Here is a 26,725-nt window from a genome sequence, read left to right as displayed (position 1 = left end):
ACGCGATCGCAACCATTCAGGTTGTTGCCTGGTTGCTGTGGGGGCTGAGGTCGGCGCTCGCCGGTCATTGGCCCGCCAGGGACTCCTTTAGGAAGGAGACCTGGATGTGGAGGAGGTTCTCGGCGACCACCTCTTGCGGGGTCATGTGGGTGACGCCCGAGAGGGGGAGGACGGTGTGGGGGCGTCCGGCCGCCAGTAGCGCCGACGACAGGCGCAGGGTGTGCGCGGCCACCACGTTGTCGTCCGCCAGGCCGTGGATGATCATCAGCGGGCGCTTCAGGTCCGGGGCCCGGTCGAGCAGGGAGTTGGCGGAGTAGTTCTCCGGCTCCTCGTCGGGGTGGCCCAGGTACCGCTCGGTGTAGTGGGTGTCGTACAGGCGCCAGTCGGTGACCGGGGCGCCGGCGACGCCGGCGTGGAAGACGTCCGGGCGGTACAGGACCGCGAGGGCCGCGAGCCAGCCGCCGAACGACCAGCCGCGGATGCCGACGCGGTCGAGGTCGAGCGCGGCGGGGTGCTTGCGGGCGGCCTCGATCAGCGCGCTGATCTGGTCCTCCATGACGGGCTCGACGAAGTCGCCGCGCACCGCGCGCTCCCAGGCGGGGCCGCGGGCCGGGGTGCCGCGCCCGTCCGCGATCACGACGGCGAAGCCCTGGTCGGCGAGCCACTGCGCCTCGCAGTACATGCGCTGGACGGCGAGGACGCGCTGGGCGTGCGGCCCGCCGTAGGGGTCCATCAGGACGGGCAGGCGGCCGTGGTCCGGCTCCCACCCGGTGGGCAGCAGCACGGCGGTGCGCAGCTCGCGGTCCCCGGCGCGCAGCAGCTCCACCCGCGGCGTGATCATCGGGGTCTCGGCGAACGAGACGACGGGGTGGACCGCGGACGCGGTGCGCACCTCGGCCTCCGAGCCGGGGCGGTCGAGCCGCGCGCCCGTGACCACGGTGACGCCGCCCGAGCGGGTGCCGGAGAAGACGCCCTGCCCCTCGGTCAGCCGGGTCACCTCGCCGCCCTCGTAGGAGTAGAGGTGCACCTCGGTGGGCTCCTCCGAGGCGGTGAACAGGATCGACTCGCCGTCCACGCCGAGGACGGAGCGCAGCTGAAGGCCGGCGGGCGTGACGGGCTCGCCGGCGACGGTGATGCGGCGGGTGTCGGTCCCGGCGTCCTCGGTGGCCCAGACGAGGGCGCCGCCGTGCGTCCGGACGGGCAGACCGGGGATGATCTCCGTCCAGACGGGGTCGTGCTCGGTGTGCAGCAGCGACGTCTCGCCGTTGGTCGGATCGACCTTCAGCACCCGCTGGGAGCGCTGGTCGCGCGGCTGCACGACGATCAGCAGGCCGTGCCGGTCCCACACGGCGGTCACGAGGTAGGGGAACATGCCGCGGTCCCAGGCGACCGCGAGCCGCCCGCCGTCCACCTTCAGCAGCACCAGGGACACCATGGCGTTCGGCGTGCCCGCCGCCGGGTAGGCGATCTCGGACGGCGGCCGGTCCGGGTTGGCGGGGTCGGCGATGTGCCAGCGCTGCACGGGCGTCTCGTCCACCCGCGCGACCAGCAGGGTCCCCCCGTCGGGGGACCACCAGTGGCCGCGCATCCGGCCCATCTCCTCCGCCGCGACGAACTCGGCGAGACCGTAGGAGACCTGGTCGGACTCGGGCTCGACGAGCGCGCGGTCGTCGCCGCCGTCCATCTCGATGATCCGCGGCGTGCGGCCCGACACGTACGCGACGCGGCGGCCCGCCGGGTCGGGGCGCGGGTCGAAGACGGGCGCCCGGGCGGGCAGCTCCCGGACGAGCGCGGTGTCGAGGTCGACGGCGTAGAGGCGGCCGCCCAGGGTGAAGACGGCCTGCTCCACGGCGCGGTCGGTCGCGTACCCGACGATGCCGCCCGCCTGCTCGCGGGCGCGCTCGCGCCGGGCCCGCTCCTCGGCGGGCAGGTTCTCCTCGCCGGGGACGTCCAGCGCGGCCGGGTCGGCGACGCACTCCTCCTCGCCGGTGGCGGTGTCCAGCGTCCACAGGCAGGTCACCGGGTCGTCGCCCGCCCGGGTGCGCAGGAAGACGACGCGCGACCCGTCCGGCGCGATCTGGAAGGCGCGCGGGACGCCGAGGCTGAACCGTCGCGTGCGGGTGCTCTGCCGCGGATAGCTGATGCTCATGGCATCCGAGTCTGCCAGGGCGGTGCGGAAGTACGGCGCACGGCGGCCTCCTGCCCCCTATGATCACGGGTCGTCGCGTAGCGGACGGGAATGTCCCGTGCCCGTGTCCGCCCTCGCGTAAGCTCAAAGCTTCCCCAAGCACTTTCATCGTCGCGGGCTGAGGAGTGGTCAATGCCTGAGCTGCAGCCGGGAGACCCCCGGCGGCTCGGTTCCTACGAGATCGTCGAAAGGCTCGGTGAGGGCGGCCAGGGCGTCGTCTACGGCGGGGTCGACGCCTCCGGGAACCGCGCTGCGATCAAGCTCCTGCGGGCCGACCTGGCCGGCGACACCATGGCCCGCAACCGGTTCGTCCGGGAGGCGCAGGCGGCCAAGCAGGTCGCCCGGTTCTGCACCGCGCAGGTCCTGGAGGCCGACGTCGCGGGCGACCAGCCCTACATCGCGAGCGAGTACGTGCCGGGGCCGTCGCTGTACAAGCAGGTCACCGAGACCGGCCCGATCAGCGGGGCGCCGCTGGACCGGCTGGCGATCGGCACCGCGACCGCGCTGGTGGCGATCCACCAGGCCGGGATCGTGCACCGCGACTTCAAGCCGCACAACGTGATCATGGCCCCGGACGGGCCCCGCGTCATCGACTTCGGCATCGCGCGGGCCCTCGACACCGGGCAGACCAACGCGACCAAGGCGATCGGCACCCCGTCCTACATGGCGCCCGAGCAGGTGGCGGGCGCGACGCTCACCGAGGCCGTGGACGTGTGGGCCTGGGCCACCACGATGGTGTTCGCCGCGACCGGGCACCCGCCGTTCGGCGACGACACCGTGGTCGCGGTGATCAACCGGGTGATGCACGAGCCGCCGTCGCTGGACGGCGTGCCCGCCGACCTGCACCAGCTGATCGCCGCCTGCCTGGCCAAGGAGCCCGAGCGGCGGCCGACCGCCCAGCAGATCATGATGGCGCTGATCGGCAGCGGCCCGGGAGGCGGCCCCGGCGTCATCCCGGGCGCCGGGCAGACCCGTATGGACGACCCGGCCCAGGCCACCACGATGCTCGCGGAGGGGTCGACGCTCGCCGCGGGCGGCCTCGCCGGCGCGGGGATGATGGCGGGCGGCGCCACCCACCCGGGCCGCGGGGCGCCCGGCGTCGCGCCGCGCGACTACACCGGCACCCTCCCGCCTGCGGGCGGCCCCCCGACCGGGGCGCCCCGCGGCGGCTACAACGACTGGGAGCCCGAGCGCAAGTCCAAGTGGCCGATCTTCGGAGCGATCGCGGCGATCGCCGTGCTGGCCCTGGTCGTGGGGCTGTTCATGGCGACCCAGGGCAACAAGGACGACAGCGGCGGCACGCCCACCCCGGCCGTCACCGACTCCGGGTCGGTCTCGGAGTCGCCGACGTCCGAGGAGCCCGAGGCGCCCACGCCGACCCGTACCAAGACGCGTGAGAACACGCCGCCGCCGCGGACGTCCGAGCCGCCGTCGGAGACGCCGACCAGCGAGACCCCCACCGAGACGCCGACCAGCGACACGCCGACCACCACGCCCACCTCCCCCACCGGGGGCACCGGTGGAGGCGGTGGCGGCGCCGGCGGAGGCGGCGGTGACGGCACCGGCACGGGAGCGGGCGGCACCGGCGGCGGCACCGGCGGAGGCGGCTGACCCGGCCCCGCGGCGACCCTCCGGGATGTGCGGGGCAGGGCGGTCATCGCCGCCGTGCCGGGCCCTGAGTAGGCTCGGGGACTATGAAGGAGCCGCGGATCCTGTTCGTCCACGCCCATCCGGACGACGAGTCCATCGGAACCGGGGCGAGCATGGCCAAATACGCCGCCGAGGGCGCCCACGTCTGCCTCGTCACCTGCACGCTGGGCGAGGAGGGCGAAGTCATCCCCGAGGAGCTTCGCCACCTGGCCTCCGACAAGGAGGACGCCCTCGGCGAGTACCGGATCGGCGAGCTCGCCGCGGCCTGCCAGGCGCTCGGCGTCCGCGACCACCGCTTCCTCGGCGGTCCCGGTCGCTGGCGCGACTCCGGCATGATGGGCGCACCCACGAACGACGACCCGCGCTGCTTCTGGCAGGCGGACGTCACGACCGCCGCGCTGGACCTCGTGAGCGTCATCCGGGAGGTCCGCCCGCAGGTGATCGTCACCTATGACGAGCGCGGCAACTACGGCCATCCCGACCACATCCAGGCGCACCGCGTCACGTGGCGGGCGTTCGAGCTGGCCGCCGACCCGTCCCACGAGGACGGCGCCGAGCCGTGGCGGGCGGCCAAGGTCTACGCCTACGCCACCCCGCGGACGGTCCTCGCCCGCGCGATCGCGGTGATGCGCGAGGCCCGGCTGCCCTTCGCCCGCGTCGCGGGGCTGGAGGAGCTCGGTTCCGGCGTCCCGGACGGGGAGGTCACCACGGTCGTGGACGCCCGCGCCCACCTGCCCGCCAAGCTGGCCGCGCTGCGCGCCCACCACACCCAGATCACGGTCGCGCCCGAGCAGGTCGGGCCGTTCTTCGCGCTCTCGAACAACCTGGGGCAGCAGGCGTTCGGCACCGAGTACTTCATCCTCCAGGCGGGTGAGCTCGGCCCGGTCGGCCCCGGCCGCCGCGAGCGGGACCTGTTCGCCGGTCTGACGAGCACGGCGGACTGACCGGCCCCGGTACGCTGGCGTCCGTGGACAAGGACGACGAGGCCCGGGTGCGGCTCGCCAAGAACGCCCCCCGGGCGGACGAGGGCGCGAAGGACGCCGAGGCCCCGGCCGACGTCGCCGAGACAGGCGCCCCCGACGCCCCCGGCGCCCCCGAGGCTCCCGGCGACGGGAGCCCGGACGCCGGCGCGACCGCCCTGGAACCGGACGGCGGCGAGGGCCCCGGCGACGCGTTCGTGTCCGGCGCCGCCTACGCCGCGCTCGGCGTCCTCGGCGGCGTGTTCGGCGTGGTCGGCTCGTTCGTGCAGGACTGGACCGTCGGCCCCGTCCCGCTCGCGGCGCTCGTCCTGGTCGCGCTGGTCTTCGCGATGGCGTGGCTGTCGGGGAAGGGCATGGGCGGGCGCCTCGGCGCGACGGTCCCCGCGATCGTCTGGGGCGTCGTGGTGTTCGTCCTGTCGATGCGCCGCCCCGAGGGCGACCTCGTCGTCCCGGCGACGACGGCCGGGTACGTGTTCATCATCGGCGGCATGGTCGCCGCCGTGATCGGGATCATGCTCGTCCCGCCGGCCCGCCCGCCGGGCGACTGGCTGCTCGGCAAGGCGGGCCGTACCCAGCGGTAGCGCGGGTAGGAAATGAGGGCCCGCCCCAGGGGAGCGGACCCTCGTCTCAGCTAGCCATGGGGGCGGGTTCGGGATCCTTCTGCAGCGACGTGCCGGCCTGGTGGCCCTTGAGGGTGAGGCAGGCGGCGGCGCTGAGCAGGATGACGGCGATCGGCAGCCACATCGTCGGCTTCATGGCGTGGACGAAGCCGTGCGAGAACACCTGCCCGGCCAGCTCCTGGATGCGGTGCGCGACGCCCGGAGAGACGCCGGGCGGCAGCTGCTGCCGCGCCCCGCTCTGCCCCGCGCCGACCTCCAGGCCGCCCTTGGCGGCGTTCGCGAAGCCCTGCACGAAGCCGCCGCGCACGTCCGGCGGGAGGGCCGCCGAACGGGTGGCCGCCTCGTCCCGCAGTGAGGACGCGAGCTGGTTCTGCAGGACGGCGCCGACCGCGGCGCTGCCGAGCACCGACCCGACCTGCCGGATCATGTTGTTGACGCCGGACGCGGCGCCGGCGAGGCGCGGCGGGACGTTCCGCGTCGCCTCGGTCGCCATCGGCGCGAACACGCCGCCGATGCCGAGCCCTGACACCACGAGCGGGGCGATGAACGCGGTCCAGTGCGTGCCGACCTCGGCGACGACCAGGATCCACGCCATGCCGACGCCGTAGAGGGTCAGCCCGGCCATCAGGATGAACTTGCCGCCGATGCGGTCGGACATCCGGCCCGCGACCGGGGCGAGGAGCATCGACACCAGCGACGACGGCGCCATGACGAGGCCCGCCTTGAGGGCGCTGAAGCCGAGCACCGACTGCAGGTAGATCGTCATCGGCAGGAACATGCCGATCATGCCGACCGAGACGGCCGCGCCGACGAGGTTCAGGATCGTGAAGTTGCGGTCCTTGAACAGCGAGAACGGCACGAGCGGCTCGCGGTCCTGGCGGCCCCGCTGGTGCACCACGAAGATCACGAAGAGCGCGAGCCCGGCGGCGATCAGCCCCCAGATGCCCTCGTTCCACTCGTACTTCTGGCCCTCGGTCAGCGCGAACGTGACGCAGAACAGGGCGGCGGACGCCAGCAGCACGCCCGCGACGTCGAACCGGTGCCGGACGGTTCGGGTGTGGCCGGGCAGGATCGGGACGGCCATGGCCAGCACGAGGACGCCGATCGGCAGGTTCACGAAGAAGATCCACCGCCAGTCGAGGCTGGTGACCAGCAGCCCGCCGACCGTCGGCCCGGCGATGGTGGACACGCCCGCCACCGCGCCCCAGACGCCGAGCGCGGCGCCGCGCCGCTCCGGCGGGAACACGCTGATGATGATGGACATGGTCTGCGGCATCAGCAGCGCGGCGCCGAGCCCCTGCACGGCGCGGGCCGCGATCAGCTGCGCCGGGTCCTGGGAGATCCCGCACGCCAGGCTGGACAGCGTGAACAGCGCGACACCGGCGATGAACAGGTTCTTCTTGCCCCACAGGTCGCCGAGGCGGCCGGCGGTGATGAGCAGCACCGCCAGCACCAGGATGTAGGCGTTGACCACCCACAGCACCTGGTCCAGCGAGGCGTCGAGCTTGTCGATCATGCTCGGGATCGCGATGTTCACGATCGTCAGGTCGAGCAGTGTCATGAAGAATCCGAGGGAGAGCGTGAGCAGGATCGCCCAGGGATTGCCGCTCCATCTCTTCATCAGGCCCCCATTTCGTCGGTGCGCCTTGGTTCGTCGGCGCGTCGTGGTCGGGGCCGCGGGTGGCAGATGGCCCGCGGCTCGGTGTCGTCGAAGGTGAGCCGTCCGGTCTCCAGGTCGTCGACGAGCCCGCGCACGTAGTCGAGCTCGCAGCGCACGCGCGCGATCTGCCATTCCTGGTCGATCAGCTTGTAGCGCTCGATGCCCCGCTTGAGGAGCGACTCGTGCGCGGCCTGGTGCCCCGCCAGCGCCGCCTCCAGGAGGACGGTCCGCTTGCCCAGGAGCCGGGCGACCTCGCCCTCGGGCAGCAGGTTGATGAACGCCAGCGCGGTGCCGAAGAGCGGGAACTCCTCGGCCGGACGGACGAGCAGCTCGGCCAGCCGGAACTGCGCGGCGTCCCGCCCCGCGCTGGTCACCGCGTAGACGGTGCGCTCGGGGCGGCGGCCCTCCCGGCTGGTCTCCAGCGGCTCGATCAGCCCGGCCGCCGCGAGCCGCTCCACCGAGTGGTAGAGCGACCCGTGCGTGATCTTGACGGCCTGGTCGTAGGCGTGGTCGCGGATGCGCTGCTGCATCTCGTACGGGTGCATGGGCCCGTCGCACAGCATGCGCAGCACGGTGAGCGCGAGCGGCGTGAGGGGTCGTGACATGCCGGCAGCCTTATGGTCGATCTCGATTAGTCCACATAGACTAATCCAGTCAGACGACTTTCGTCATCTTCCTTTTGAATCCGGCATATCCGGCCAGGTCAGCGCACGGCGTCCACGGTGTTGGCGACGCCGTTGCGGGACACGTAGTCGCCGACCCGGTCCTCCCGGACGGCGGTGAACAGCTTGCCGACGCCATCCTCGTCCAGCAGTACGACACTCTGCCGGTCCCGCTCGGCCATCTGCGCGACCGGGGCCGTCAGATACTCCACGAGCGAGGTCTTCAGCAGCCGGTGCGCCAGCCCGCGCAGCGTGCCGGAGGTGACGGAGTCGTCCACGGTCACCGAGCGGGTCGCGGCCCGCACGAACCGGTCGATCCTGATCGGGTTGCGGGTGTCCAGCGCCCTGGAGGCGAGCGCGTGCAGGAACGCCTGCTGCCGCTTGATCCGGTCGAGGTCGCCGGCGGGCAGGTTCCACCGCTGCCGGACGAAGTCGAGCGCCTCGGCGCCGTTCAGGTGGTGCCGCCCCGCCTGCCAGGTCCGGTCGTGCATGGGGTCGTGGGTCGTCTTGGTGACGGTGACGTCCACGCCGCCGAGGGCGTCGGTCATCTTCACGAACCCGCCGAAGTCCAGCGCGGCGTAGTGGTCGACGCGGACCCGGGTGAGCTGCTCCACCGTCCGGATCAGCAGCGAGGGCCCGCCGTGGGCGAACGCCGCGTTGATCTTGGTGAGGCCGTGCCCGGGGACGGGCACCCAGGCGTCCCGGGGGATCGAGATCAGCGACACCCGGTCGCCGCGCCCGGACAGGTGCACCAGCATGATCGTGTCGGCGCGGGCGCCCATCGAGGGGATGTCCGCGCGCCGGTCGGACCCGATCAGCAGCCAGTTCTCGCCGCGCCCGGACGGGGACGGGCGGCCCCCGGCGGTCGGCAGCGCGCCCGAGACCCGCTTGATCTCGCCGTCGTAGAAGCGCTGCAGGAAGTACAGGCCGCCCGCGAGCAGCAGCAGGAGGCCCGCCGCCAGCCCCCCGCACCCCATGATCACCCGGCGTCGACTCCTGTTCCGCAGCATCCCCCCACCCTCGCCGCGGAACGCGGCGGAGGCGGTCGCGCCGGGCGGGCGCTGCCCGAGCCTTGGCGGAGACCCGGGTTTGCGTTGACGAAAAGTCGCCGGAAGTGAGCAAGGAACGCCGCCGGGCGCCGTTGACCGGCGGCGTTCCAGACCTGTCGCCGGCTGCGCGCCGGCCGTTCCGTCAGCCCTTGAGGGCGATCTCCAGCTGGTCGAGCGCCCAGTCGAGCTCGTCGCGCTCGATGACCAGCGGCGGGGCGAGGCGCAGCGTGGTCTCGTGGGTCTCCTTGGCCAGGACGCCGAGCTCCATCAGCCGCTCGCTGACCGGGCGGGCCCTGCCGTTCAGCTCCACGCCCGCCCACAGGCCGCGGCCCCGCACCTCGCGGACGAGGTCGCCGGGCAGCCGCCCGAGCCGGTCGTGCATGTGGGCGCCCAGCGTCCGCGAGCGCTCCTGGTACTCGCCGGTCCTCAGCATCGCGATGACCTCGCGGCCGATCGCGCAGGCGAGCGGGTTGCCGCCGAACGTCGAGCCGTGCTGGCCCGGCTTGAACACGCCGAGGACGTCCCGGTCGGCGACGACCGCCGACACCGGCATGATGCCGCCGCCGAGGGCCTTGCCGAGGATGTAGACGTCGGGCACGACGTCCTCGTGCTCGACCGCGAACGTGGCGCCGGTGCGGCCGAGGCCCGACTGGATCTCGTCGGCGATCATCAGCGTGCCGTTCGCCGTGCACAGCTCGCGCACCGCGCGCAGGAACCCGCTCGGCGGGACGTTCACGCCGGCCTCGCCCTGGATCGGCTCGATCAGCACGCCGACCGTGTCGCCGTCCATCGCGGCCTTGAGCGCCTCGACGTCCCCGTACGGCACGGTCCGGAAGCCCGGCGTGTAGGGGCCGTAGGAGTCGTGGGCGTCGGGGTCGGTCGAGAAGCTGATGATCGTGGTCGTGCGGCCGTGGAAGTTGCCCTCGAAGGCGATGATGTTCGCCTGCCCGGCCGGGACGCCCTTGACCTCGTAGCCCCACTTGCGGGCCGTCTTCAGCGCGGTCTCGACGGCCTCGGCGCCGCTGTTCATCGGCAGGACCATGTCCTTGCCGCACAGCTCGGCGAGCTCGGCGGCGAACGGGCCGAACTGGTCGTGGTCGAACGCGCGGCTCACCAGCGTGACGCGGTCGAGCTGCCGCCGCGCGGCCTCGGTCAGCCGCGGGTTGCGGTGCCCGAAGTTGACGGCCGAGTAGGCGGCGAGCATGTCGAGGTAGCGGCGGCCCTCGACGTCGGTCAGCCAGACGCCGTCGGCCTCGGAGACCACGATGGGAAGGGGGTGGTAGTTGTGCGCGCTGTGGTCCTCGGACATCGCTCGCAGCTGGTCGGTCGGCGTCACGACGCTCCTTCGCGGCTCGGCCCGGCCGGTCGGGCCGGGGCATGGCTGGGACACCGGGCACGATGCCGGTGCCGAGGGGGAGGAGGCCGGGCGGATCAGGTGGCCGCCGGTCCGTACCCAGCGTATGTTCGGAAATGAATTCCGACCAATGACGAAAACCGACTTAGGGGGTGTTATTTGTTGCGTCTTGACGAGCTGGACCGGCGAATCGTTGCGCGGTTGCTGGAGGACGGGCGGGCCTCGTACGCGCAGATCGGCGACAGGGTCGGGTTGTCGGCGCCCGCGGTGAAGCGCCGCGTCGACCGGCTCCGCGCGGACGGAGTGATCAACGGCTTCGCCGCGGTGGTCGACCCGGCCGCGCTCGGCTGGACGACCGAGGCGTTCATCGAGATCTTCTGCACCGGGGCGACGTCCCCCGAGGAGATCTACTCCAGCGTCCGCGGCCACCCGGAGGTCGTCGCGGCGTACACGATCAGCGGCGACGCCAGCGCGCTCGTGCACGTGCGGGCCCGCGACATCCAGCACCTGGAGCAGGCCCTCGAGCGGCTGCGCCGGGAGGACAACATCACCGCGACCAAGACGTCGATCGTGCTGTCCCGGCTGATCGGCCGCCCGACCGACGCGCCTTCGGCCTGAGCCGTCACCGCCTGAGCCGTCACCGCCGTCACCGCCGGGCCGTCGCGGCCGGAGGCTGTTACCAGCCAGTAGGCTGCCGCCATGGACTTCGCGACCGCTGACCTCATCGACGACTTCGGGGAAGAGCTGCGCAGCTGCGAGACGCAGTTCCGGCAGTACGGCAAGCGGAGGGCGTTCGCCGGCCCGGTCGCGACCGTGCGCTGCCATCGCGACAACGGCCTGGTGAAGAGGCTGCTCAACACGCCGGGCGAGGGCCGGGTCCTGGTCGTGGACGGCGCGGGCTCGCTGGCGTCCGCGCTGATGGGGGACATGATCGCCGCGGCGGCGGTGGCCAACGGCTGGGCCGGGGTCGTGATCAACGGCGCGGTGCGGGACGTGGCGGCGCTGCGCGAGCTGGACCTCGGCGCGAAGGCCCTCGGGTCGAACCCGCGCAAGAGCGCCAAGGACGGCGCGGGCGAGACGGAGGTCCCGGTGACGTTCGGCGGCGTCGAGTTCCGTCCGGGCGACTGGCTCTACAGCGACGAGGACGGCATCGTCGTCGCGGAGCGCGAACTCCCGTTCTGAGGAGTCCCGGCCCGCGCCCCGAGAGGCCCCGACCCGCGCTCCGAGAAGCCCGAACCCCTCATGCGACCTGGCGGCATGGCGTGAGCTGCCAGGGTTTCGGCGCAAGATCGTGCAAGTCGGCCCTAGCCCGGCGCGGGCGTCCGTCCTTACCGTCTCTCCGCAACCCACCCGAGGTAGGGGAGACATGCGCGCCAAGAAGACACTGCTGGTGCCCGTGGCGGCGATGGGGCTCGTCGTGGGACTCGCGGCCGTGCCGGCCGCCGCGCAGCCGGGACCCTCGATCCCGAAACCGACCGCGAACCCCTGGCAGATGCGGCACTGGCCGCAGACGCAGCCGTGGCAGCGGGCCGAGCCGTCCGCCCGGACGTTCGCGGCGGGCGCCCCGCGCCCGATCGACCCCCAGAACTACGAGCTTCCCGACACGATGACCTGGGACGACTACACCTCGATCCCCGGCACGTCGTGGTCGGACCCGGCCCGCAAGGGGTCGGTGAAGAACTTCAACGTCGCGATCGTCCTCACCGACTACCCGAACCAGCCGTTCGAGGTCACCCAGCCGAAGAACTCGTCGGTGTTCGGCAACCCGGTGAAGGTCGGCGACGTCCCGCGCGAGCAGGTCGCGAAGTTCTACCAGGACTTCCTCAACAAGCCGCAGGATCTGAACCACGGCCACACCCTCCACGAGTACTGGATGGAGGACTCCGGCGGCCGGTTCGGGGTGAACCTCACCGGCTTCGGCGCCTACAAGATGCCCGCCAAGGACCACGAGTACGGCGTGGACGGCATGCAGGGCGGGACGGGATGTCCGACCGGCGACACCTGCGGACGCGACCTGCGCAAGGACGCGCGGGACGCGTGGGTCGCCGACATCGGCGAGGAGGCGGCGAACAAGTTCGACTTCGTCTTCTTCCTCAGCGCCGGGCAGGACGAGTCGTCCACGTGGCAGGAGTTCGGCGAGATGAAGTTCGGCACCAAGGAGCAGGTGCCGAACGAGTGGGGGCCGGGCGACCCGAGCCTGCCGAACTGGGTGAAGACCCGGTACATCCCCTGGACGTCCTGGCAGGCCGGCTCGACGATCTGGCCGAACGCCATCCCGGGCGTCTCCTCGACGCAGGCCGAGAGCTCCGGCATGTCGGTGTACGCGCACGAGTTCAGCCACATCCTCGGCATCGGCGACAACTACAACAACCCCTACGGCGAGCCGCCGCGCCGCTCCTACAGCGGCCCGTGGGACATGCTCAGCCGCGGCACGTTCAACGGGCCGGGCGGCCCGCACAGCCGGTGGACGATCCCCGCGACGGGCGGCGGGTCCATGGGCGCGCAGCACATGCTCCGCAACAAGCTGAAGCTCGGCATGGTGAACTCCGACAACGTGCTCCAGCTCGGCCGGGACGAGCTCGCCGCGTCCGGCATGGTCGTGGCCAATGTGACCGCTCGGACGGTCGACCCGGGCAAGGGCGGCCTCACCGGCATCAACGTCAAGCTCGGCGCGGGCGGCGACAAGAGCCCGAAGTGCGACACCGGGACCGACCCGCTGTGCGACGGCGGCGGTTACGACAACTACACCCTCGAAGTCGTCGACCGGATGGGCACGGACTCCTTCACGCCCGACTCCGGCGTCCTGCTGGCGAAGACGAAGGACCAGGACCGCGCCCCCTTCATCTGGGTCGAGGACGCCAACCCGCAGGACATCGACAAGGTGGACTTCGTCCTGCCGGACGGCACGCCGAAGAAGATGACGATCGGCGACTACCGGCAGCTCTCCGACGCGCTCTACCACGCGGGGACGGACTCGGGCAGCGAGTACGAGTACGTCGACCAGGCGAACCGGCTGCACTTCTACGTCCTGAACCTCAGGCGCGACCGCAGGGGCGTCCTGTCCTACACGGTCGCGGTCAGTTCGCTGGACGGCGCCGGGCCGCAGCGGCGCGGCGTGCGGGTCGACTCCGGCCCCGGTCAGCGGACCGCCGCGGGCTGGACGAAGTGCACGATGACCCTCACCAACACGGGCCGGGGCGGCGACGGGCGCCACGGCTCCGACGTGTTCCGCCTGAAGGCCGCCGTGTCCGGTGACGGCTGGACGACGGCGCTGCCGAACGCGCTCGCCACCGCCCCGGCGCAGGGCCGCACGAAGGTGGAGGTCTGGGCGAAGCCCGAGCCGGGCGCCGACCGCCACGCGCTGCTCCGGCTGACGGGGACCTCGGAGAGCGACCCGTCGAAGTCCGACTCGGGGACGTGCGCCCTGCACTGACCCGAACCCGGACGGGACGGTCTCCCGAGGTGGAGGCCGTCCCGTCCCGGATGTCCGGGATGCCCGGGGTGAAGCGGCCGGAGTAACGGACCGCGTAACCAGACTTGCCCTTCCCTAGATCGTCTATGGGTCGTCCGCCGCGCCGGCCGGGGTAGGCGACCGACTGTGATGATCTCGCGACGTATTGTGACAGCGGTCCGACGGCCCGGGGCGGCGGCCCTCGTGGCGGGCGTCCTCGCGGCCGGTGCGCCGGCGGCCGGTCCGGGCGTCGCGCACGCGGCGGACGCCAGGGCCCTGGCCGCCCCCATGAATCCGCGCGACTTCGACCTGCGTTCCGGCGACGACCTGAGCGGGCCGGTCCGGGCGCTCGGCGGCAGGCTCCGCAGGGCCGGCGTCAGCGCGCTGCTCCGCTCGTCCGGCCACGACAGGCTGGGAAGCGGCTGCGGCGAGGCGGCCGGGGTCCCGGCCGGATCCCTCGTCTACTGCTTCGACAAGGCGGACAGCAACACGCGCAGTTGGGTCCCGCAGGGCGTCACGTCCGTCTCTGACGCGACGGCGGGCGAGCGGTGGGCGGGCGGCGTCAGGCCGATCCTGGTGTCCTGGCACAACGGCGGCCGGGTCAGGGTCACGTTCGTGGACCCCGAACGGCGCGCGTACCGGCACGCCCTGCTCGTCGAGCCCGTGATGGAGGAAGGGCGGCCCACCTACACCGACGTCGGCATCCACGCGGGCGGCATCGCCTGGTACGGCGACAACCTGTACGTCGCCGACACCCGGCACGGGCTGCGCGTGTTCGACATGCGGCAGATCTTCGACCTGGCCGGGAACGGCGCGGGGTCGACCGACCATGCCGACCGGATCGGGCTGTACGGCGGCAAGTACTACGCCCACGGGTTCCGGTACGTGATGGCGCAGACGGGCAGCTGGGAGTTCGCCCGCGGCAAGGTCGGCGGCACGTGCAGGGGGTCCGGCCCGCTGCGCATGTCGTGGGCCGCGGTCGACCGCACCACCTGGCCGCACGTCCTCATCGCCGGCGAGTACTGCCGTCCCGCCTGGGCGCAGGGACGGGTGGTGACCTGGCCGCTGGGGGCGCTGGCCGGCAGGGGGACCGTGCGCCCCGAGGGCGGCGCGAGCCTTCCGGTCGACCGCGTCCAGGGCGCGGTCAGGGCGCACGGGCAGTGGTGGTTCACCCAGAGCCACGGCGAGAAGCCGGGCCGGCTCTTCTCGACCCGCTACACCGACGGGGGCTGGGCCCCGGTCCGGGCCCGGACGATCTCCCCGGGCCCGGAGGACCTGTCCTGCTACCGGGGCCGCCACCGCGTCTTCACGCTCGCCGAGCACCCGGGCCGCCGCGCCCTGTGGGCCTTCCACGCGGCCGCCTGCTCCTGACCGCGGTGCGGGAGGGGGCGGGGCGGGAGTGTTCGCACCGCCCCACTTCTCACGCGCCGACCCGCGCCTCGGCCGGTTCGGCTTCCGCTGGGGGCTTCCGCCCGAGGGCCCGTGCGCCGCCCACCGCGTTGATCAATGAGCCGAGCGCCACGGAGCCGATCGCCGCTGCGCCCAGCGCCGCCCCGATCCAGGCCGTGGACGTGTAGCCCTTCCCCGCGTCGATCGCGAGCCCGCCGAGCCAGGGGCCCGCCGTGATGCCGATGTTGAACGCGATGACGTTCCCCGCCGCGACCAGCGTCGACGCCCCGTCCACCAGCCCGAACGCCCGGGAGTTGAGCGTCGGGTTCGTCCCGAACCCGACGAAGCCCAGGAGGAACACCAGGAACACCACGGGCAGGGGCGACCGCGCCGCGAGGGCGAGCAGCACGGACACGACGGTCAGCCCGGCGAATCCCGCGTACAGCGTCTGGACGCCCCACCTGTCGGCCGTCCGCCCGCCGACCGTGATCCCGATGAGCGCGCCGACGCCGTAGAGCGCGAGCACGCCCGGCACCCACGCCTCCGCGATCCCCGTCGTCTCCGTCAGGAACGCGCCGAGGTAGCCGAAGGTGGCGAGGAGCCCGCTCGTGGCCAGGGCCGTCGTCCCGTACAGCAGCCAGAGGCGGGGCACGGCCATCGCGCGCACCTCGTCCCGCACCCGCGGCGGTGCGGCGTCCGCCCGCGCGGCGGGGATCGTCGCGGCCACCCCCGCCATCGCGGCCGCCGACATCGCCGCGACCGCCCAGAACGCCGCCCGCCAGCCGAGATGCTGCCCGACCACCGTCCCGGCGGGCAGTCCCACGATCGCCGCGACCGTGAGGCCGCCGGCGACGACGCCCATCGCCTTCCCGCGCGCGTCCCGCGGCACGAGGTCCACGGCGGTCGCCGCCGCCACCGCCCAGAACCCCGCGTAGACGAACGCGCCGACGAGCCGCATCGCGAACAGCGTCCAGTAGCCGGGCGTGAGCGCGCTGACCGCGTGCGTCAGCGCGAACACCGCGAGGAACGCCAGCATCGCCCGGCGGCGCGGCCAGCGCAGCGTCAGGAGGGCGAGCACCGGCGCACCCGCCAGCATCCCGATCGCGAACGCCGAGATCAGCAGCCCGGCGGCCGGCACGGACACGCCGAGGTCGTGCGCCATGCCGGGCAGCAGGCCCGCGAGCATGAGCTCTGAGGTCCCCTGCGCGAAGATCGCCAGCCCCAGCACGTAGACGGCCAGTGGCATCGGTGTCCTCCTGTATTGGATAGATCAGTACAAAACAAGGGCGTGAAAAAGGGCGGCGCACCGGCCGCCCGGGTCAGAGGGAGAGCATCGCGGTGTCCGCGATCGACTTCAGGGTTGCGCGGTCGGCGCCGCCGCGCGCCGCCACCTGGATGCCGCTGATGGTGGAGATCATGAAGTGCGCGAGCGCGCCCGCGTCCTTGGCGGCGTCGATCTCGCCGGTGCGCATGCCCTCCTCGATCGCCGCCTTCAGGGTGGCGAACCGCAGCCGCCGGTCCCGTTCGAGCCGCCCGGCGATGTCGGGATCGTGCGGGCCGAGTTCCACCGTCGCGTTCACCACCAGGCATCCGGACGGGTCGTCGTCGTCCGGGAGGGCGGCCCAGTCCAGGACGGTCCGGAGGCGCTCGCGCACCGTCCCCTCGCCGTCCCGCAGATGCTCGACGAGCCGGGTGGTGCGCACCTCCATGTAGTGGGTCAGGGCCTTGACGAACAGGTCGCGCTTGCTGGCGAACGTGTTGTAGATGCTGCTGCGCCCGAGCCCGGTCGCCGCGCACAGCTCCTGCGTCGACGTCGCCTCGTACCCGGCCGCCCAGAAGGCCCGCATGGCCGACTCCACGGCCCGCCCCTCATCGAACTTCCTCGGCCGCGCCATAGCGCCACCGTAACACGTTATGGACAGCTCGATCCAATATCATCGGACGCTGCCAGCCGCGAGGACGGCCCTGGAGCGCCCGGGGCCAGGACTGTGTTCCGCGAGGCCACCGCCTCAGGTGTCCAATGCCTACTAGTGGAGTTCAGCGATCTGAACGTCCCATTGGTAATCCCGTCGGACGAACACGCCTCTGCCGAACGGAAGAGGGCCGACGGGGGGCTCGGCTGCGTACACCTCCGCCTCCCAGCTCTCGCCGGCCCCCAGCAGCACTGCCGGAGCACGGAGCTCGCGCAGGTCGATTACCAGCGGGTCACTCGGAGAACCGGGGGAGGTCGCTTCGCGTGCCAGGACAAGGTGGATGTGGGGCTTCCCGAGCAGCATCTGCAGGAGCGCCCGCTGGGGGCGGTCGTTGAGGTCACGATCGATCACGACCGAGTACACCTCGCCGATCGACGGTGTTTCGAGGGTCTTGGCCATGAGCTGAGCGAACTTCTCGGATGAGTTGATGTAGGTGACGCCACGGGGGACCGGGTTCGTGCGGTCAAAGCGTGCCGTGGGCGTTCGCAGGATCTCGTGGGTGTCGAGGACATAGACATTTGCGGGACGTGCTTCACCGTGGTCCACGAGCACTTTTATGAGGACGCGGAGAAGGTTCGCCCGTTCAGGGGCGTCCGGTCCGGTGACGAGTAGGTGGCGATCCCTGGCGAAGTCCACGAACACGGGTCTGCGCGTGCGGGGATGAAGACCGATTGGTGCGCACCCCTGGGGCATAACGGGTAGGTCCATGACAGACAGCGTGGACACAAGGTATTCGGGTGCAGCGCCCAACGCGTCGAGGACCGTGAAACGTTCCGTGAAGTCGGGCAGGTCCGAAGGGAGGTCAGGTGCCCGTCCGGCGTCGCAGGACAGGATGACCAGAGGGTCGTCGGGCTGTTCGTCCATCACCGCGATCAGTGCTTGGACGAGGCCCCGGCTGAGGAGGTCGGGCGTGGTGCCCGGCATGTGCGTATCCTCGATGAACAATACTCTGCCGCGGAACTCCCGGAACAGCTCAGGGACCGATTCGACCGCGTTACCCAGCCTAGGGGCGACCGTGCGCCAGTCGATCACGTTCAGCCCGCCGTCCGAGAGGACCCCGAGGTCGGTGAGGATCTGTCCGTACCGCTCCGCGAGCATCCGGGCGGTCGGTCCGTGGGCATCGGTGAGGATCAGCTGCCGTGGCATGCGGCGAGCCCTCAGGGCATCGGCGTCTCGCGTGATAAGTGCCCGGAGCGTCCCGTCCACGATCTCATCAACGTGAAGGGGTGCCATGTTGGCGAGCAGGTCATCGAGTTCTACCGAAGCGGCATTGTCCGCTCCCGGGGTCTTCAGGGCTTTGCGGGTTCGGCGGACGAAGTCGTCGACGGTCTCCCGTGGAGGCTCCGGGGCCAGGGTGAAGCGCTGCGGTGCGCCGCCGCCGGCGAGGAGGTAGGCCGTCGGCTCGTCGGCCGGGAACTCCAGGCTCGCCTGCCCGAGGACGTACTGGAGCTGGTCGGGCGGCAGGCGGTTCGCGGCGATGCGCCAGCCGAGGAGGGGCAGGAAGCGGCCCCAGATCGTGGTGTTCTCGACGGTGGACGAGGTGAGCAGCAGCTGGACGTCGAGCGCTCTGCCGCGTTGCGCCAGCGAGAGGAGCGTCTCACCGATCTCGGGCCTGCTGAGCGGGAACGTGAGCGACACGTCGGCGACCACCACCAGGCGCGGCCGTGCTTCGGGCGGCGCCTCGGGCGGCGGGACGGCGGGCCGCTCGCCCGGCTGGTAGTCCTCGAAGAAGTTCCACCAGACCCGGTCGACCGAATGAGGGTCCTGGCGGAACCGCTCGTACAGTTCGTCCACCGACCACGGGTCGGTGGCGCGAATCGAGTCCCGCGGCACGTTCTGCGGCGGTGGCGCGGACCGCGCTTCGAGTTCGCCGGACAGGAAGTCGAAGAACCGCCGGAGTCTGTTCGGAGAGCCCAGCAGCTCTTCCTCGGAGTAGCGGACGTGCGGTAGGCCGATGGGCTCGCCGAGCGGATGCTCACCCAGCCCTGCGAAGACGAACTGCAGGTCCGCCGGAGAGTGTCCTGAGGCGAGGGCGAGGGTGATGGCGCGGACGATCCTCTGGCGGGCCGCGGGACTGCCGACGATCAGGCCGTGCGGGATGCCCGACGAACGGTCGAGCGGATAGAGGCTGAGGAGATGGCCGCCCGGCCGGTAGCCGATCGCCGGGCTGCGGGGCGTGTCGGCGGACATCGCCCATGTCTCCCGCAGAATCCCGTCCGATCCGCCGCCGTTGAGGCTCAGCACGTCGAACTCGCGGGAAAGCATCCCAGGGGGAACGGCATCAGGGGGCACTTCGGGCAGGAAGACGTCCCCATCGGACGACGGCTCCGGTTCCCCCAGGTCCAGTTCCAGTTGCTCCGGCCGTGGATCCTCCGGCCAGGGGAGTTCGCGGGCGCGTCGTCCTTGGCGATTCATCTTCTCTATGAGCCGGTGGGCGGCGTCGCTGTAGATGTGCGCGGGCTGGAACGCTGGGTGGGCCCGGTCCGCGAAGACGTGGAGGAAGGCGACTCCTTCGCCGGGGATCCCGATGTTCCAGCCGAGGTGGTCGCGGAGGGGGCTCGGCAGGGGCGCGTCTTTCGATGTGCAGAAGACGAACCTCATCCCCAGCGGTGCTCCCGTCTCACAGAGCCAGGCGAGCGGCTCGATCAGGTCCGGGCGCGCATCCAGCAACGGGCCGGTGTCGTCGATGACGATGACCAGGGCGGGGAGGGGCGCATGGTCGGCGCCCTCGACGATCGCCGTCTGGTACTCGTCCCACGTGGAGAATCCGGCGTTCTCCAGTGCCCGGGTGCGGCGGATCCTTTCGTCTTCGAGTGCGGGCACCTGCATGCTGATCAGCGGGGAATCGTGGGTACGGGCGAAGGCGTAGTAGGCGACGTGAGGAAGGCCGGCCAGACCGGTGAAGCCCCCGCTTCCGTGGAAGCCCACGAAGACGAGGTTGACGATGTCCGGGGAGTGGGTGAGGGCCAGGCTGAACAGGGTCGTCCGCACCAGCTCGGCGCGGTCGTGCGGCGGGGCGATGATCAAGCCGTGCGGGAGTTCCGGATTGGTGCGGAGGACGTCCAGCGTCACCGGGCCGCCGCTGTCCTCCCCGATGGGTATCTCGCGGGGGGCCTCGCCCCACTCGTCGAGAAGCTCCTCGGCCGGGGTGTCGAAGAGGTCCAGCAGGTCCAGGGCCCGGGGCATCTCGGGTGGGGGCGGCCCAGGGGTGAGGTGGGAGCGGGCCTCCGGGGTCACGAGGGCGAAGTGGTCGGTGTCGGCGGTGAGGACGACAGGTCCGCCGTCGTCCGGCAGGAGGGCGCGGAACGTCTCGGCGGACGTTCCGGCGCGGCGCTCGATCTCGGCGGAGACGGCTTCGAGGACGTGCCGCGTGTGCAGGGCCTCCGGGCGCGGGAGGGTGTCGAGGAGGGCCTCGCGGGCGCCGGGGACGAACTCGTAGCGCACCCCGCCGGCCGGGCGGAGCAGGCCGCTCAGCAGCACCTCGGCGAGCCGGCCGGGGCCCGAGCCGCCGAGGATCCGGTGCTGGATCAGGCGCATCACCGGCAGGGACGGGACGGAGACGGCGACGTGGGCGGCCAGTTCGGCGGCGTCCGGTGAGGCGGTGGCGAGGAAGCGGCGGACGCGCTCGGCGATCGGCAGTTCCTGCTCGCGCCGCACCGGGGCCGTGCCGGACGGCCGGGCCGGCAGCATCGCGACGGCGGCCGGCTGCGGGTCGGCGCCGGAGACCAGCCGGGCCCACGCGCCGAACCAGCGGGGCGCGATCTCCAGGACGGGGACCGGGACGCCCGCCCCGGCGGCGCCGTCGTAGGGGGTGAAGCGCAGGTCGGTGTTCGGGGCGCCGGGACGGGGGAGGGCCGCCAGGCCGGGGGAGGGCGGGGCGGCGGTGCGGCGCCAGAGGCGTTCGGCGAGCGGCTGGACGATCGCGGTCGGCCCGGCCTGCGCCCAGCGCCGCACGGCCTGGACGGCGCGTCCGTTCCACCAGTGCGGGCCCGAGCAGTCGCTGAGGACGAGCACGGCGCGCCGTCCGGAGGCGTCCAGGAGCGTCCTCGGGTCCTGCGGCGGCGCCTCGGGGGTGGAGGAGACGCGGCCCGTCCCGTCGAGGTGGCTGAGGTGGACGTCCTGGAACGCGCCCTGGCGGAGCAGGGTCTCGGCCAGCTCGCGGGCGAGGGGGCGCCAGAGCCGCATGGTGGGACCGGTGTCGATGACGAGGTCGAGGCCGAGCCAGCGCTCGGGCGACGGGACGAGGACGGGCGTCCACAGGCGGGTGTCGGCGACGCGCGCGGCGGTCGCCTCCTCGTCCAGTTCGACGCGGTGCCGGGACGGGACGCGCCGCTTCAACGGGCGCAGCGCCCGCTGGACGCCGAGCGGATCGGCCAGCATCGGCGCGGTCGGGACGAGCACCTCCGACGCCCGCCCCACCGGTTCCGCTTCGGCGGCGGGGCGCGGGTGGAGCCCGGTCAGCGGCTCGGACGGGCGAGGCGGCGCGGGCTCGGGCGGCTTGGGCGGAGAGGGGGCGTCCACGGGCCCGTCCGCGACCGGCGGGGTGGCCGGAGAGACGGCAGGGCCTTGCTCCTCGGTGGGGGAGATGTGGCAGGCGAGCCACAGCATCTCGCTCAGTTCGCGGGCGTCCGGCGGCGGCCCGATCGCCGACAGGACGTCGCGGAGCCGGTTGATCGTCATCGGCTACCGGTCCCGGCTACTCGTCGTCATCGCCGGGCCCGGTCAGGTAGGGCATGATGCGGTCGGCCAGGGCGAGGCGGTCCTCGGCGTCGGCGTGGCGGCACAGGTAGACGGCGTTGAGGAGCTGGTCGGTCGCCAGCGTGCCCGACGCCGAGCGCTGGAAGAAGCGGCGGACGAGGTCGTCGCTCTCGGCGGCGAGCGACCCGAGGTGCTCCTGGACGATCGCCGCCAGCTCGCCCTTGTCCGCCGGCTGCCGCAGCTTCACGGTCACGCAGCGCCGCAGGAAGGCGGGCGGGAACTCGCGCTCGCCGTTGCTGGTCATCACGACCAGCGGGAACGCGCGGCAGCGGACGGTCCCGGCGGTGACGGTGACCCGGGCGCCCGGCCCGTCGGCGGTCATGACCTCGGCGTCCGGCTCGGCCCGGCGGGTCAGCTCGGGCAGCTCGTACTCGCCCTTCTCGAAGATGGTGAGCAGGTCGTTGGGCAGGTCGATGTCGCTCTTGTCGATCTCGTCGACCAGCAGGACGCGGGGCCGCCGGTAGGGGAGCAGCGCGGTGCCCAGCGGGCCGAGGCGGATGAAGCGGCCGATGTCCTCCTCGTCCGGCGCGCCGTGCCGTCCGCCCTCGCCCTGCCGTCCCGCCGCGTACAGGCGGGTGAGGGGGTCGTACTGGTAGAGGCCGTCGCGGAGGGTGGTCCGGCTGGTGATGGGCCAGTGCAGGACGGGCCCGAGCCCCAGTTCGTGGGCGACGGCGTAGGCCAGCGTCGACTTTCCGGTGCCGGGCGGCCCGGTCACCAGCAGCGGGCGGCGCAGGTACAGGGCGGCGTTGACCTGCTGCACGGCATCACCGGACGGACGGTACGTCGTCGCGTGGTGCTCGTTCCCGGACCCGCCGGGAGGGGGCTCCAGGACGGGCGCTCCGTCGAACGCGCGCCACGGCGGCGGCGGAGGCAGCCGGTCGATGCCGTCGTGCGTGCGTCGGCTCCCGGTTAGAGCAGCCAGTCGGGCACCTATACCTCCATCGCGAGCGGGGGGTCGGGAAGCCGGGACGGATCGTCCCACAGCAGTGTCAGGTCGCGCCCGCAGTGCGGGATGCCCTTGGGGGCGACGAGCGCGGCCTTGCGCAGCGCGAGGGCCAGTTGCGGCAGGTCGCCCGGATGCTTCTCGCCGACCGCCGTGGTCAGTTCGTCGAGGACGCGGTGGCCCGGGCAGTCCTCATGGGTCGGCGCGTCGCACCGGGTGCGCGTCCACAGCATGACGGGGATGCCGTTGTTCAGCGCGGCCGTCAGCCAGCCCTTCACCGGGCGCGACCCGTACACGAGGACGCAGAAGTCGATGTTCGCCTCCAGCCAGTTCTGGAAGTCGCTGCCCTTGCGCGGCGCGTCGCACGCGATCGGGCGCGGATCGCTGCGGCCGCGCTGGTTCAGCAGCCGCCAGCGGTGGTGCGCCTGGTCGCGGCGGAACGACCCGGGCTGGAGCCGCTCCACGTCCCGCACCACCACCGGGTACACCCGCATGGGGATCCTGTTGCGCGGGTCGACGTACCACTGCTCGAACGGCTTGCCGAGCCAGCCCTCCGGCACCGCGAACTCGATCATCCACTCGCGGCCGAACAGCGCGGGCGCGAGCGCTGCCACCCCCGCCTCCACCACCGGCCGCACCCGCTTCTCCGGCACGCGCTCGGTCGGCCGTCCCGGCCCCTCGGCGCCGTCGATCCAGGTGTGCACGGTCACGTCGAAGGCGTTGTCGAAGGTGGCCCGCTCCAGCCGGACGATCACCGACGCGGGGCCCGAGCGGGGCGCGGCGGGCGCGGCGCCGGGCAGGTGCCGCGCGGACCACGCGGCGAGCCGCTGCCGGGCGGACTCGGGCAGGTGCGGTCCGAGCGACGCGACGTACCGGACGAGCCGGTCCTCCGCCCAGCCCTCGGCCACGTAGCGCACCGAGCCCCACGCCGACCGGAAGCCGCCGAGCGCCCGCCGACCGGTGATCCTTTCGAGGTCGGCGGCGAGCGGGTCGGTGTAGCGCACGCCGTCCAGGAGTTCCCGCAGCTCGCGGCGGGCGTCGGGGGTGAGCCACCGCAGCGGCAGCAGGTCGTCCAGCTCTTCCCAGTAGGTACGGATGTGCGAGACGGGCAGCATCCAGCCGAGGTCGGCCCGGTCGCCGTCCCGCAGTTCGGCGTTCGTCACCATGCCGATGACCTCGCCCGACACGGGGTCGTACACGGCGGACCCGCTGTAGCCCTCCTCCAGCCAGTCGCCCGGCCCGGTCTTCAGCTCCCACCACTCGCGCCGCATCCCGCGATGCGGGAACGTGGTCACGGACGCGTGGCGCTCGTTCTGGTCGCGGCGGCGCGGGAAGCCGCACACCCCGAACGTCCGGCCGCCGAGGCCCGTGTCGTGCAGGGCGTCCGGGGCGGCCAGCGTCGCCGGGGTCAGCGCGACGGGCTCGCGCAGTTCGAGGACGGCGACGTCGCCGGGGTCGCCCGCCCGGCGCCAGTCGCCGCGCCGCACGACCTCGGCGGGCAGGTCCTCCAGCAGGCCGGGGAATCCGACGCGGGCCTCCTCCAGGCCGTGGACGGTGTGGGCGCAGGTCAGCAGCCGGGTCGAGGTGACGAGGAACGCCGCGCCCAGCTTGCCGCCGGACGGGGGGCCGACCCAGGCGCGCCACTGCCAGTCGTCCACGATGCGGCTACGCCTCCTCCGCGGCGCGCGGCTGCTGCCCCCACGTCATCTTGACCTTCAGGTGGCCCTCGACGGTCGTCTTCGCGATGACGGCCCCGGCCGCCGCGTTGAGCTTGACGCCGAACTCCAGCTCGACCCCGTCGGGGTTCAGGTCGCCTCCGCGCAGCGACGCGAGCGCCGCCTGCGCCGCCTCGCGGACGTGCTGGAACGCGTCCTCGAACTTGCCCGCCGCGTCGTGGATCAGGTCGCCGGTGCGGGACACCGACTGGAACCCCGGCTCCCGGTCGTCGGTCTCCACGACGATGGTCCCGTTCTCGGTCTGCCAGCGCACCAGTTCGTTCACCCGGCAAATCTAACAAGATCATGCCTTGTGGGGTGCTTTGCTGGGAGGACCGCGCCCCGAGCGCCGCGGCCACAGGAGGACAGGATGATCACCGTCGAGCAGGTGCGGGCGCTGGCGATGACGCTGCCCCGCACGTCCGAGCACCTGATCAGGGACCGGGTGAAGTTCCGGGTCGGCTCCATCGTCTATATCGCCTTCTCGCGGGACGAGACCGTCATGGGCTTCGCGTTCCCCAAGGAGGAGCGGCTCGCGCTCGTCGAATCCGAGCCGGACAAGTTTCACCTTCCGAGCGAGTCCGACATGCGTTTCAACTGGGTCCACGCGTGGACGGCCGCGCTCGACGAGGCCGAGATGGAGGAACTGGTCATCGACGCGTGGCGGATGGTCGTCCCGAAGAAGGTCGCCGCCGCCCGTCTCGGCCTTCAGGACGGCTGACGCCCCTCCGGCGGCCGGGGCGGTTCGAGCAGCGTCTCGGCGCCGCGGGTGATGTCCTCCGCCGCGACCCGCAGGAGCCGCGCCATGCTCCGGGTGGACAGCCTGCCGGTGCGCCCGGTCACGCCGAGACAGCCGATCAGCGCGCCGCCGGGGTCGCGCACCCCCGTGGCGACGCAGCTGAAGCCGAGATGGATCTGCTCGTGCTCGACCGCGACCGCGGTGTCGCGCACCTCCTTGAGCTCGTCCAGGAACCGCGGCCAGGACGTGGTGCCGCGCGGGGTCTGCGGCGCCGGCGGCCGGCCGTGCAGGCCGTCCAGCAGGTCGGGCCGCTCGGCGAGCAGCACGCGTCCCAGCGCGGACCCCTGCAGCGCGGGGCTGCGGGGATCGTTCGGCCATTCACCCCGCCGGACGTCGGGAGCCCGGTTGGCGCCGAAGGCCATGGCCATGAACGAGATCGAGCCGTCGCTGATCCGGCAGACCCACGCGATCTCCCCGGTGCGGGCGAACAGGTCCTGCACGTGCGGGGTGGCGGCGGTGAGCAGGCCCTGCTGGAGGGCCGCGCGGCTCCCGAGGTCCAGCAGATGCGGCCCGAGCCGGTAGCGCCCGTCGGGACCCCGCTCCAGCATCCGCCGCGCCACCAGGTCCGCGGCGATGCGGCGCACGGTGGGCTTGGGGATGCCGACCTCGCGCGTCAGGTCGGCCAGCCCCACCGGCTCGCCGCGAGCGGCGACCGCGTCGAGCACGGCGACGACGCGCCCGGTCACCGTGCGGTCGTCCCTGTTCTCCTCGCCCTCCATGCCTTCCATGGTCGTACCCGGTCGGACTGAAAGCCACTGGCGGGTCACTCAGTGACACGTTGCTATGGCGTCCGGAAACGGACTCGGCGACCGTGACGGCGGCGGCACCGCGCCGGCGGGGCCCGCGCCACGGGGGCCGGGGTCCGAGCCGCGCTGCCACCGCCGCACCGGAGTCCCGACCGCACCGGGGGAACCATCACATGACCCAGCCCTACCGCCCGGCGGCCCACCGCCCCAACGTCCTATTTTTACTGTTCGGCCTGATCCTGATCGTCGTCGGCGTCGCGGCGATGGTCCTCGGGTTCCTCTACGCGGTCCAGGCGCTGCTCGGCGCCGGCCCCGACCTGCGCTCCGAACTCGGTTCCTTCGGGCCGGGCGACGCCGGCCGGGAGCTGGAACCGTCGGTCAACGGCGTCACCGTCGCCCTCGTCGGGACCATCGTGCTGACGATCGGCCGCTACCTGTGGCGGGGCGCCCGCCGCCGCGGCGCCCGCGACCGGATCGGCCGACTTCTGATCATCGTCGGGTACCTCATCGTCGGCGCCGCGATGGTGGTCTTCACCCGCTTCGTGGTGTCCGCGCTGGACGCCGGCGACCCCGCGGAGGGGGAGAAGATCATCTTCAGGGGGCTGTTCGTGTGCGCGGCGCTGTCCGTCCCGGGCCTCCTCCTGGGCGTGCCCGGCATGCGGATGGCGAAGGAGCGCCCGCTGATGAGCGCCGAGATCGAGGTGAACCGCCCCGGGCCCCCGCCGCCCCCGCCTCCACCGCCGCCGCCTCCTCCTCCGCGGCCCTTCATCCGCTGACCCGCGCGCCGG

Annotated in this window: 21 protein-coding genes; 9 read left to right on the top strand and 12 right to left on the bottom strand. The window is 72.7% G+C overall.

Annotated elements, in window-relative coordinates:
- Positions 1 to 64: 64 nt before the first annotated feature.
- Positions 65 to 2,149 carry a S9 family peptidase gene (locus tag K4S16_RS21635; protein ID WP_149260836.1) on the bottom strand — a complete coding sequence of 695 codons (2,085 nt, stop codon included), beginning with the start codon at positions 2,147 to 2,149 and terminating at the stop codon, positions 65 to 67.
- 171 nt (positions 2,150 to 2,320) lie between these two features.
- On the opposite strand from K4S16_RS21635, the gene K4S16_RS21630 reads away from it, so the two are divergent.
- The 3 genes from K4S16_RS21630 to K4S16_RS21620 all read left to right on the top strand — a co-directional run bounded on the left by K4S16_RS21630 (position 2,321) and on the right by K4S16_RS21620 (position 5,399).
- Positions 2,321 to 3,799, top strand: a complete 1,479-nt coding sequence (locus K4S16_RS21630; protein ID WP_149260835.1) for a serine/threonine-protein kinase — start codon at positions 2,321 to 2,323, stop codon at positions 3,797 to 3,799.
- Positions 3,800 to 3,882: 83 nt separating this feature from the next.
- Positions 3,883 to 4,782, top strand: a complete 900-nt coding sequence (mshB, locus tag K4S16_RS21625; RefSeq protein ID WP_149260834.1) for an N-acetyl-1-D-myo-inositol-2-amino-2-deoxy-alpha-D-glucopyranoside deacetylase — start codon at positions 3,883 to 3,885, stop codon at positions 4,780 to 4,782.
- Between the two features lie 23 nt (positions 4,783 to 4,805).
- Positions 4,806 to 5,399 carry a DUF6113 family protein gene (locus K4S16_RS21620; protein ID WP_149260833.1) on the top strand — a complete coding sequence of 198 codons (594 nt, stop codon included), beginning with the start codon at positions 4,806 to 4,808 and terminating at the stop codon, positions 5,397 to 5,399.
- Positions 5,400 to 5,445: 46 nt separating this feature from the next.
- On the opposite strand, the gene K4S16_RS21615 is transcribed toward K4S16_RS21620, so the two are convergent.
- The 4 genes from K4S16_RS21615 to rocD form a co-directional block, all read right to left on the bottom strand.
- Positions 5,446 to 7,059: a DHA2 family efflux MFS transporter permease subunit gene (locus K4S16_RS21615; protein WP_149260832.1), complete on the bottom strand. Its 1,614-nt coding sequence runs from the start codon at positions 7,057 to 7,059 to the stop codon at positions 5,446 to 5,448.
- On the bottom strand, positions 7,059 to 7,703 hold the full coding sequence (locus K4S16_RS21610) for a PadR family transcriptional regulator (RefSeq protein ID WP_149260831.1): 645 nt from the start codon (positions 7,701 to 7,703) through the stop codon (positions 7,059 to 7,061). The genes K4S16_RS21615 and K4S16_RS21610 overlap by 1 nt, the downstream gene beginning before the upstream one ends.
- A gap of 98 nt (positions 7,704 to 7,801) precedes the next feature.
- Entirely contained in the window at positions 7,802 to 8,770 is a 969-nt protein-coding gene (locus tag K4S16_RS21605) for an LCP family protein (protein WP_149260830.1), read from the bottom strand.
- A gap of 181 nt (positions 8,771 to 8,951) precedes the next feature.
- Positions 8,952 to 10,118: an ornithine--oxo-acid transaminase gene (rocD, locus tag K4S16_RS21600; protein WP_200842053.1), complete on the bottom strand. Its 1,167-nt coding sequence runs from the start codon at positions 10,116 to 10,118 to the stop codon at positions 8,952 to 8,954.
- Positions 10,119 to 10,325: 207 nt separating this feature from the next.
- Between rocD and K4S16_RS21595 the strand changes: the two genes are divergently transcribed.
- The 4 genes from K4S16_RS21595 (at position 10,326) to K4S16_RS21580 (ending at position 14,985) form a co-directional block, all read left to right on the top strand.
- Positions 10,326 to 10,781, top strand: a complete 456-nt coding sequence (locus K4S16_RS21595) for an Lrp/AsnC family transcriptional regulator (protein WP_149260828.1) — start codon at positions 10,326 to 10,328, stop codon at positions 10,779 to 10,781.
- 81 nt (positions 10,782 to 10,862) lie between these two features.
- The gene (gene rraA, locus K4S16_RS21590; protein ID WP_149260827.1) at positions 10,863 to 11,345 is read left to right on the top strand and encodes a ribonuclease E activity regulator RraA; all 483 of its coding nucleotides are present in this window, start codon (positions 10,863 to 10,865) and stop codon (positions 11,343 to 11,345) included.
- Positions 11,346 to 11,529: 184 nt separating this feature from the next.
- Positions 11,530 to 13,596 (top strand): M6 family metalloprotease domain-containing protein, encoded by a 2,067-nt coding sequence (locus K4S16_RS21585; protein ID WP_235036974.1) that lies wholly within the window; start codon positions 11,530 to 11,532, stop codon positions 13,594 to 13,596.
- Positions 13,597 to 13,782: 186 nt separating this feature from the next.
- A complete protein-coding gene (locus K4S16_RS21580; RefSeq protein ID WP_149260826.1) occupies positions 13,783 to 14,985 on the top strand; it encodes a hypothetical protein in 1,203 nt (400 codons plus the stop codon).
- A gap of 49 nt (positions 14,986 to 15,034) precedes the next feature.
- Here the strand turns inward: K4S16_RS21580 and K4S16_RS21575 are convergent, their stop codons facing one another.
- From K4S16_RS21575 to K4S16_RS21550, 6 genes are all read right to left on the bottom strand, one after another.
- On the bottom strand, positions 15,035 to 16,249 hold the full coding sequence (locus K4S16_RS21575) for a Cmx/CmrA family chloramphenicol efflux MFS transporter (protein ID WP_149260825.1): 1,215 nt from the start codon (positions 16,247 to 16,249) through the stop codon (positions 15,035 to 15,037).
- 73 nt (positions 16,250 to 16,322) lie between these two features.
- Positions 16,323 to 16,898, bottom strand: a complete 576-nt coding sequence (locus K4S16_RS21570) for a TetR/AcrR family transcriptional regulator (RefSeq protein ID WP_149260824.1) — start codon at positions 16,896 to 16,898, stop codon at positions 16,323 to 16,325.
- A gap of 132 nt (positions 16,899 to 17,030) precedes the next feature.
- Positions 17,031 to 21,656 (bottom strand): SAV_2336 N-terminal domain-related protein, encoded by a 4,626-nt coding sequence (locus K4S16_RS21565; protein ID WP_149260823.1) that lies wholly within the window; start codon positions 21,654 to 21,656, stop codon positions 17,031 to 17,033.
- A 16-nt stretch (positions 21,657 to 21,672) separates the two neighbouring features.
- Positions 21,673 to 22,494: a MoxR family ATPase gene (locus tag K4S16_RS21560; protein ID WP_235036973.1), complete on the bottom strand. Its 822-nt coding sequence runs from the start codon at positions 22,492 to 22,494 to the stop codon at positions 21,673 to 21,675.
- Positions 22,495 to 22,664: 170 nt separating this feature from the next.
- On the bottom strand, positions 22,665 to 24,335 hold the full coding sequence (locus K4S16_RS21555) for a trypsin-like peptidase domain-containing protein (protein WP_149260822.1): 1,671 nt from the start codon (positions 24,333 to 24,335) through the stop codon (positions 22,665 to 22,667).
- A gap of 7 nt (positions 24,336 to 24,342) precedes the next feature.
- Positions 24,343 to 24,678, bottom strand: coding sequence for a CU044_2847 family protein (locus K4S16_RS21550; protein ID WP_149260821.1), 336 nt, complete (start codon positions 24,676 to 24,678; stop codon positions 24,343 to 24,345).
- Between the two features lie 84 nt (positions 24,679 to 24,762).
- Here K4S16_RS21550 and K4S16_RS21545 point away from each other — a divergent pair, with 84 nt between their 5' ends.
- A complete protein-coding gene (locus tag K4S16_RS21545) occupies positions 24,763 to 25,113 on the top strand; it encodes an MmcQ/YjbR family DNA-binding protein (RefSeq protein WP_149260820.1) in 351 nt (116 codons plus the stop codon).
- On the opposite strand, the gene K4S16_RS21540 is transcribed toward K4S16_RS21545, so the two are convergent.
- A complete protein-coding gene (locus tag K4S16_RS21540) occupies positions 25,101 to 25,910 on the bottom strand; it encodes an IclR family transcriptional regulator (protein ID WP_160160980.1) in 810 nt (269 codons plus the stop codon). The genes K4S16_RS21545 and K4S16_RS21540 overlap by 13 nt on opposite strands.
- Before the next feature lie 200 nt (positions 25,911 to 26,110).
- Here K4S16_RS21540 and K4S16_RS21535 point away from each other — a divergent pair, with 200 nt between their 5' ends.
- Positions 26,111 to 26,713 carry a hypothetical protein gene (locus tag K4S16_RS21535; protein ID WP_149260818.1) on the top strand — a complete coding sequence of 201 codons (603 nt, stop codon included), beginning with the start codon at positions 26,111 to 26,113 and terminating at the stop codon, positions 26,711 to 26,713.
- Positions 26,714 to 26,725: the final 12 nt, after the last annotated feature.

It is taken from the genome of Actinomadura sp. K4S16 (assembly GCF_008327685.1).
Classification (GTDB): Bacteria; Actinomycetota; Actinomycetes; order Streptosporangiales; family Streptosporangiaceae; genus Spirillospora.
Note: the sequence above shows the minus strand (reverse complement) of the source record. Positions and strands in the feature narration are given on the sequence as shown.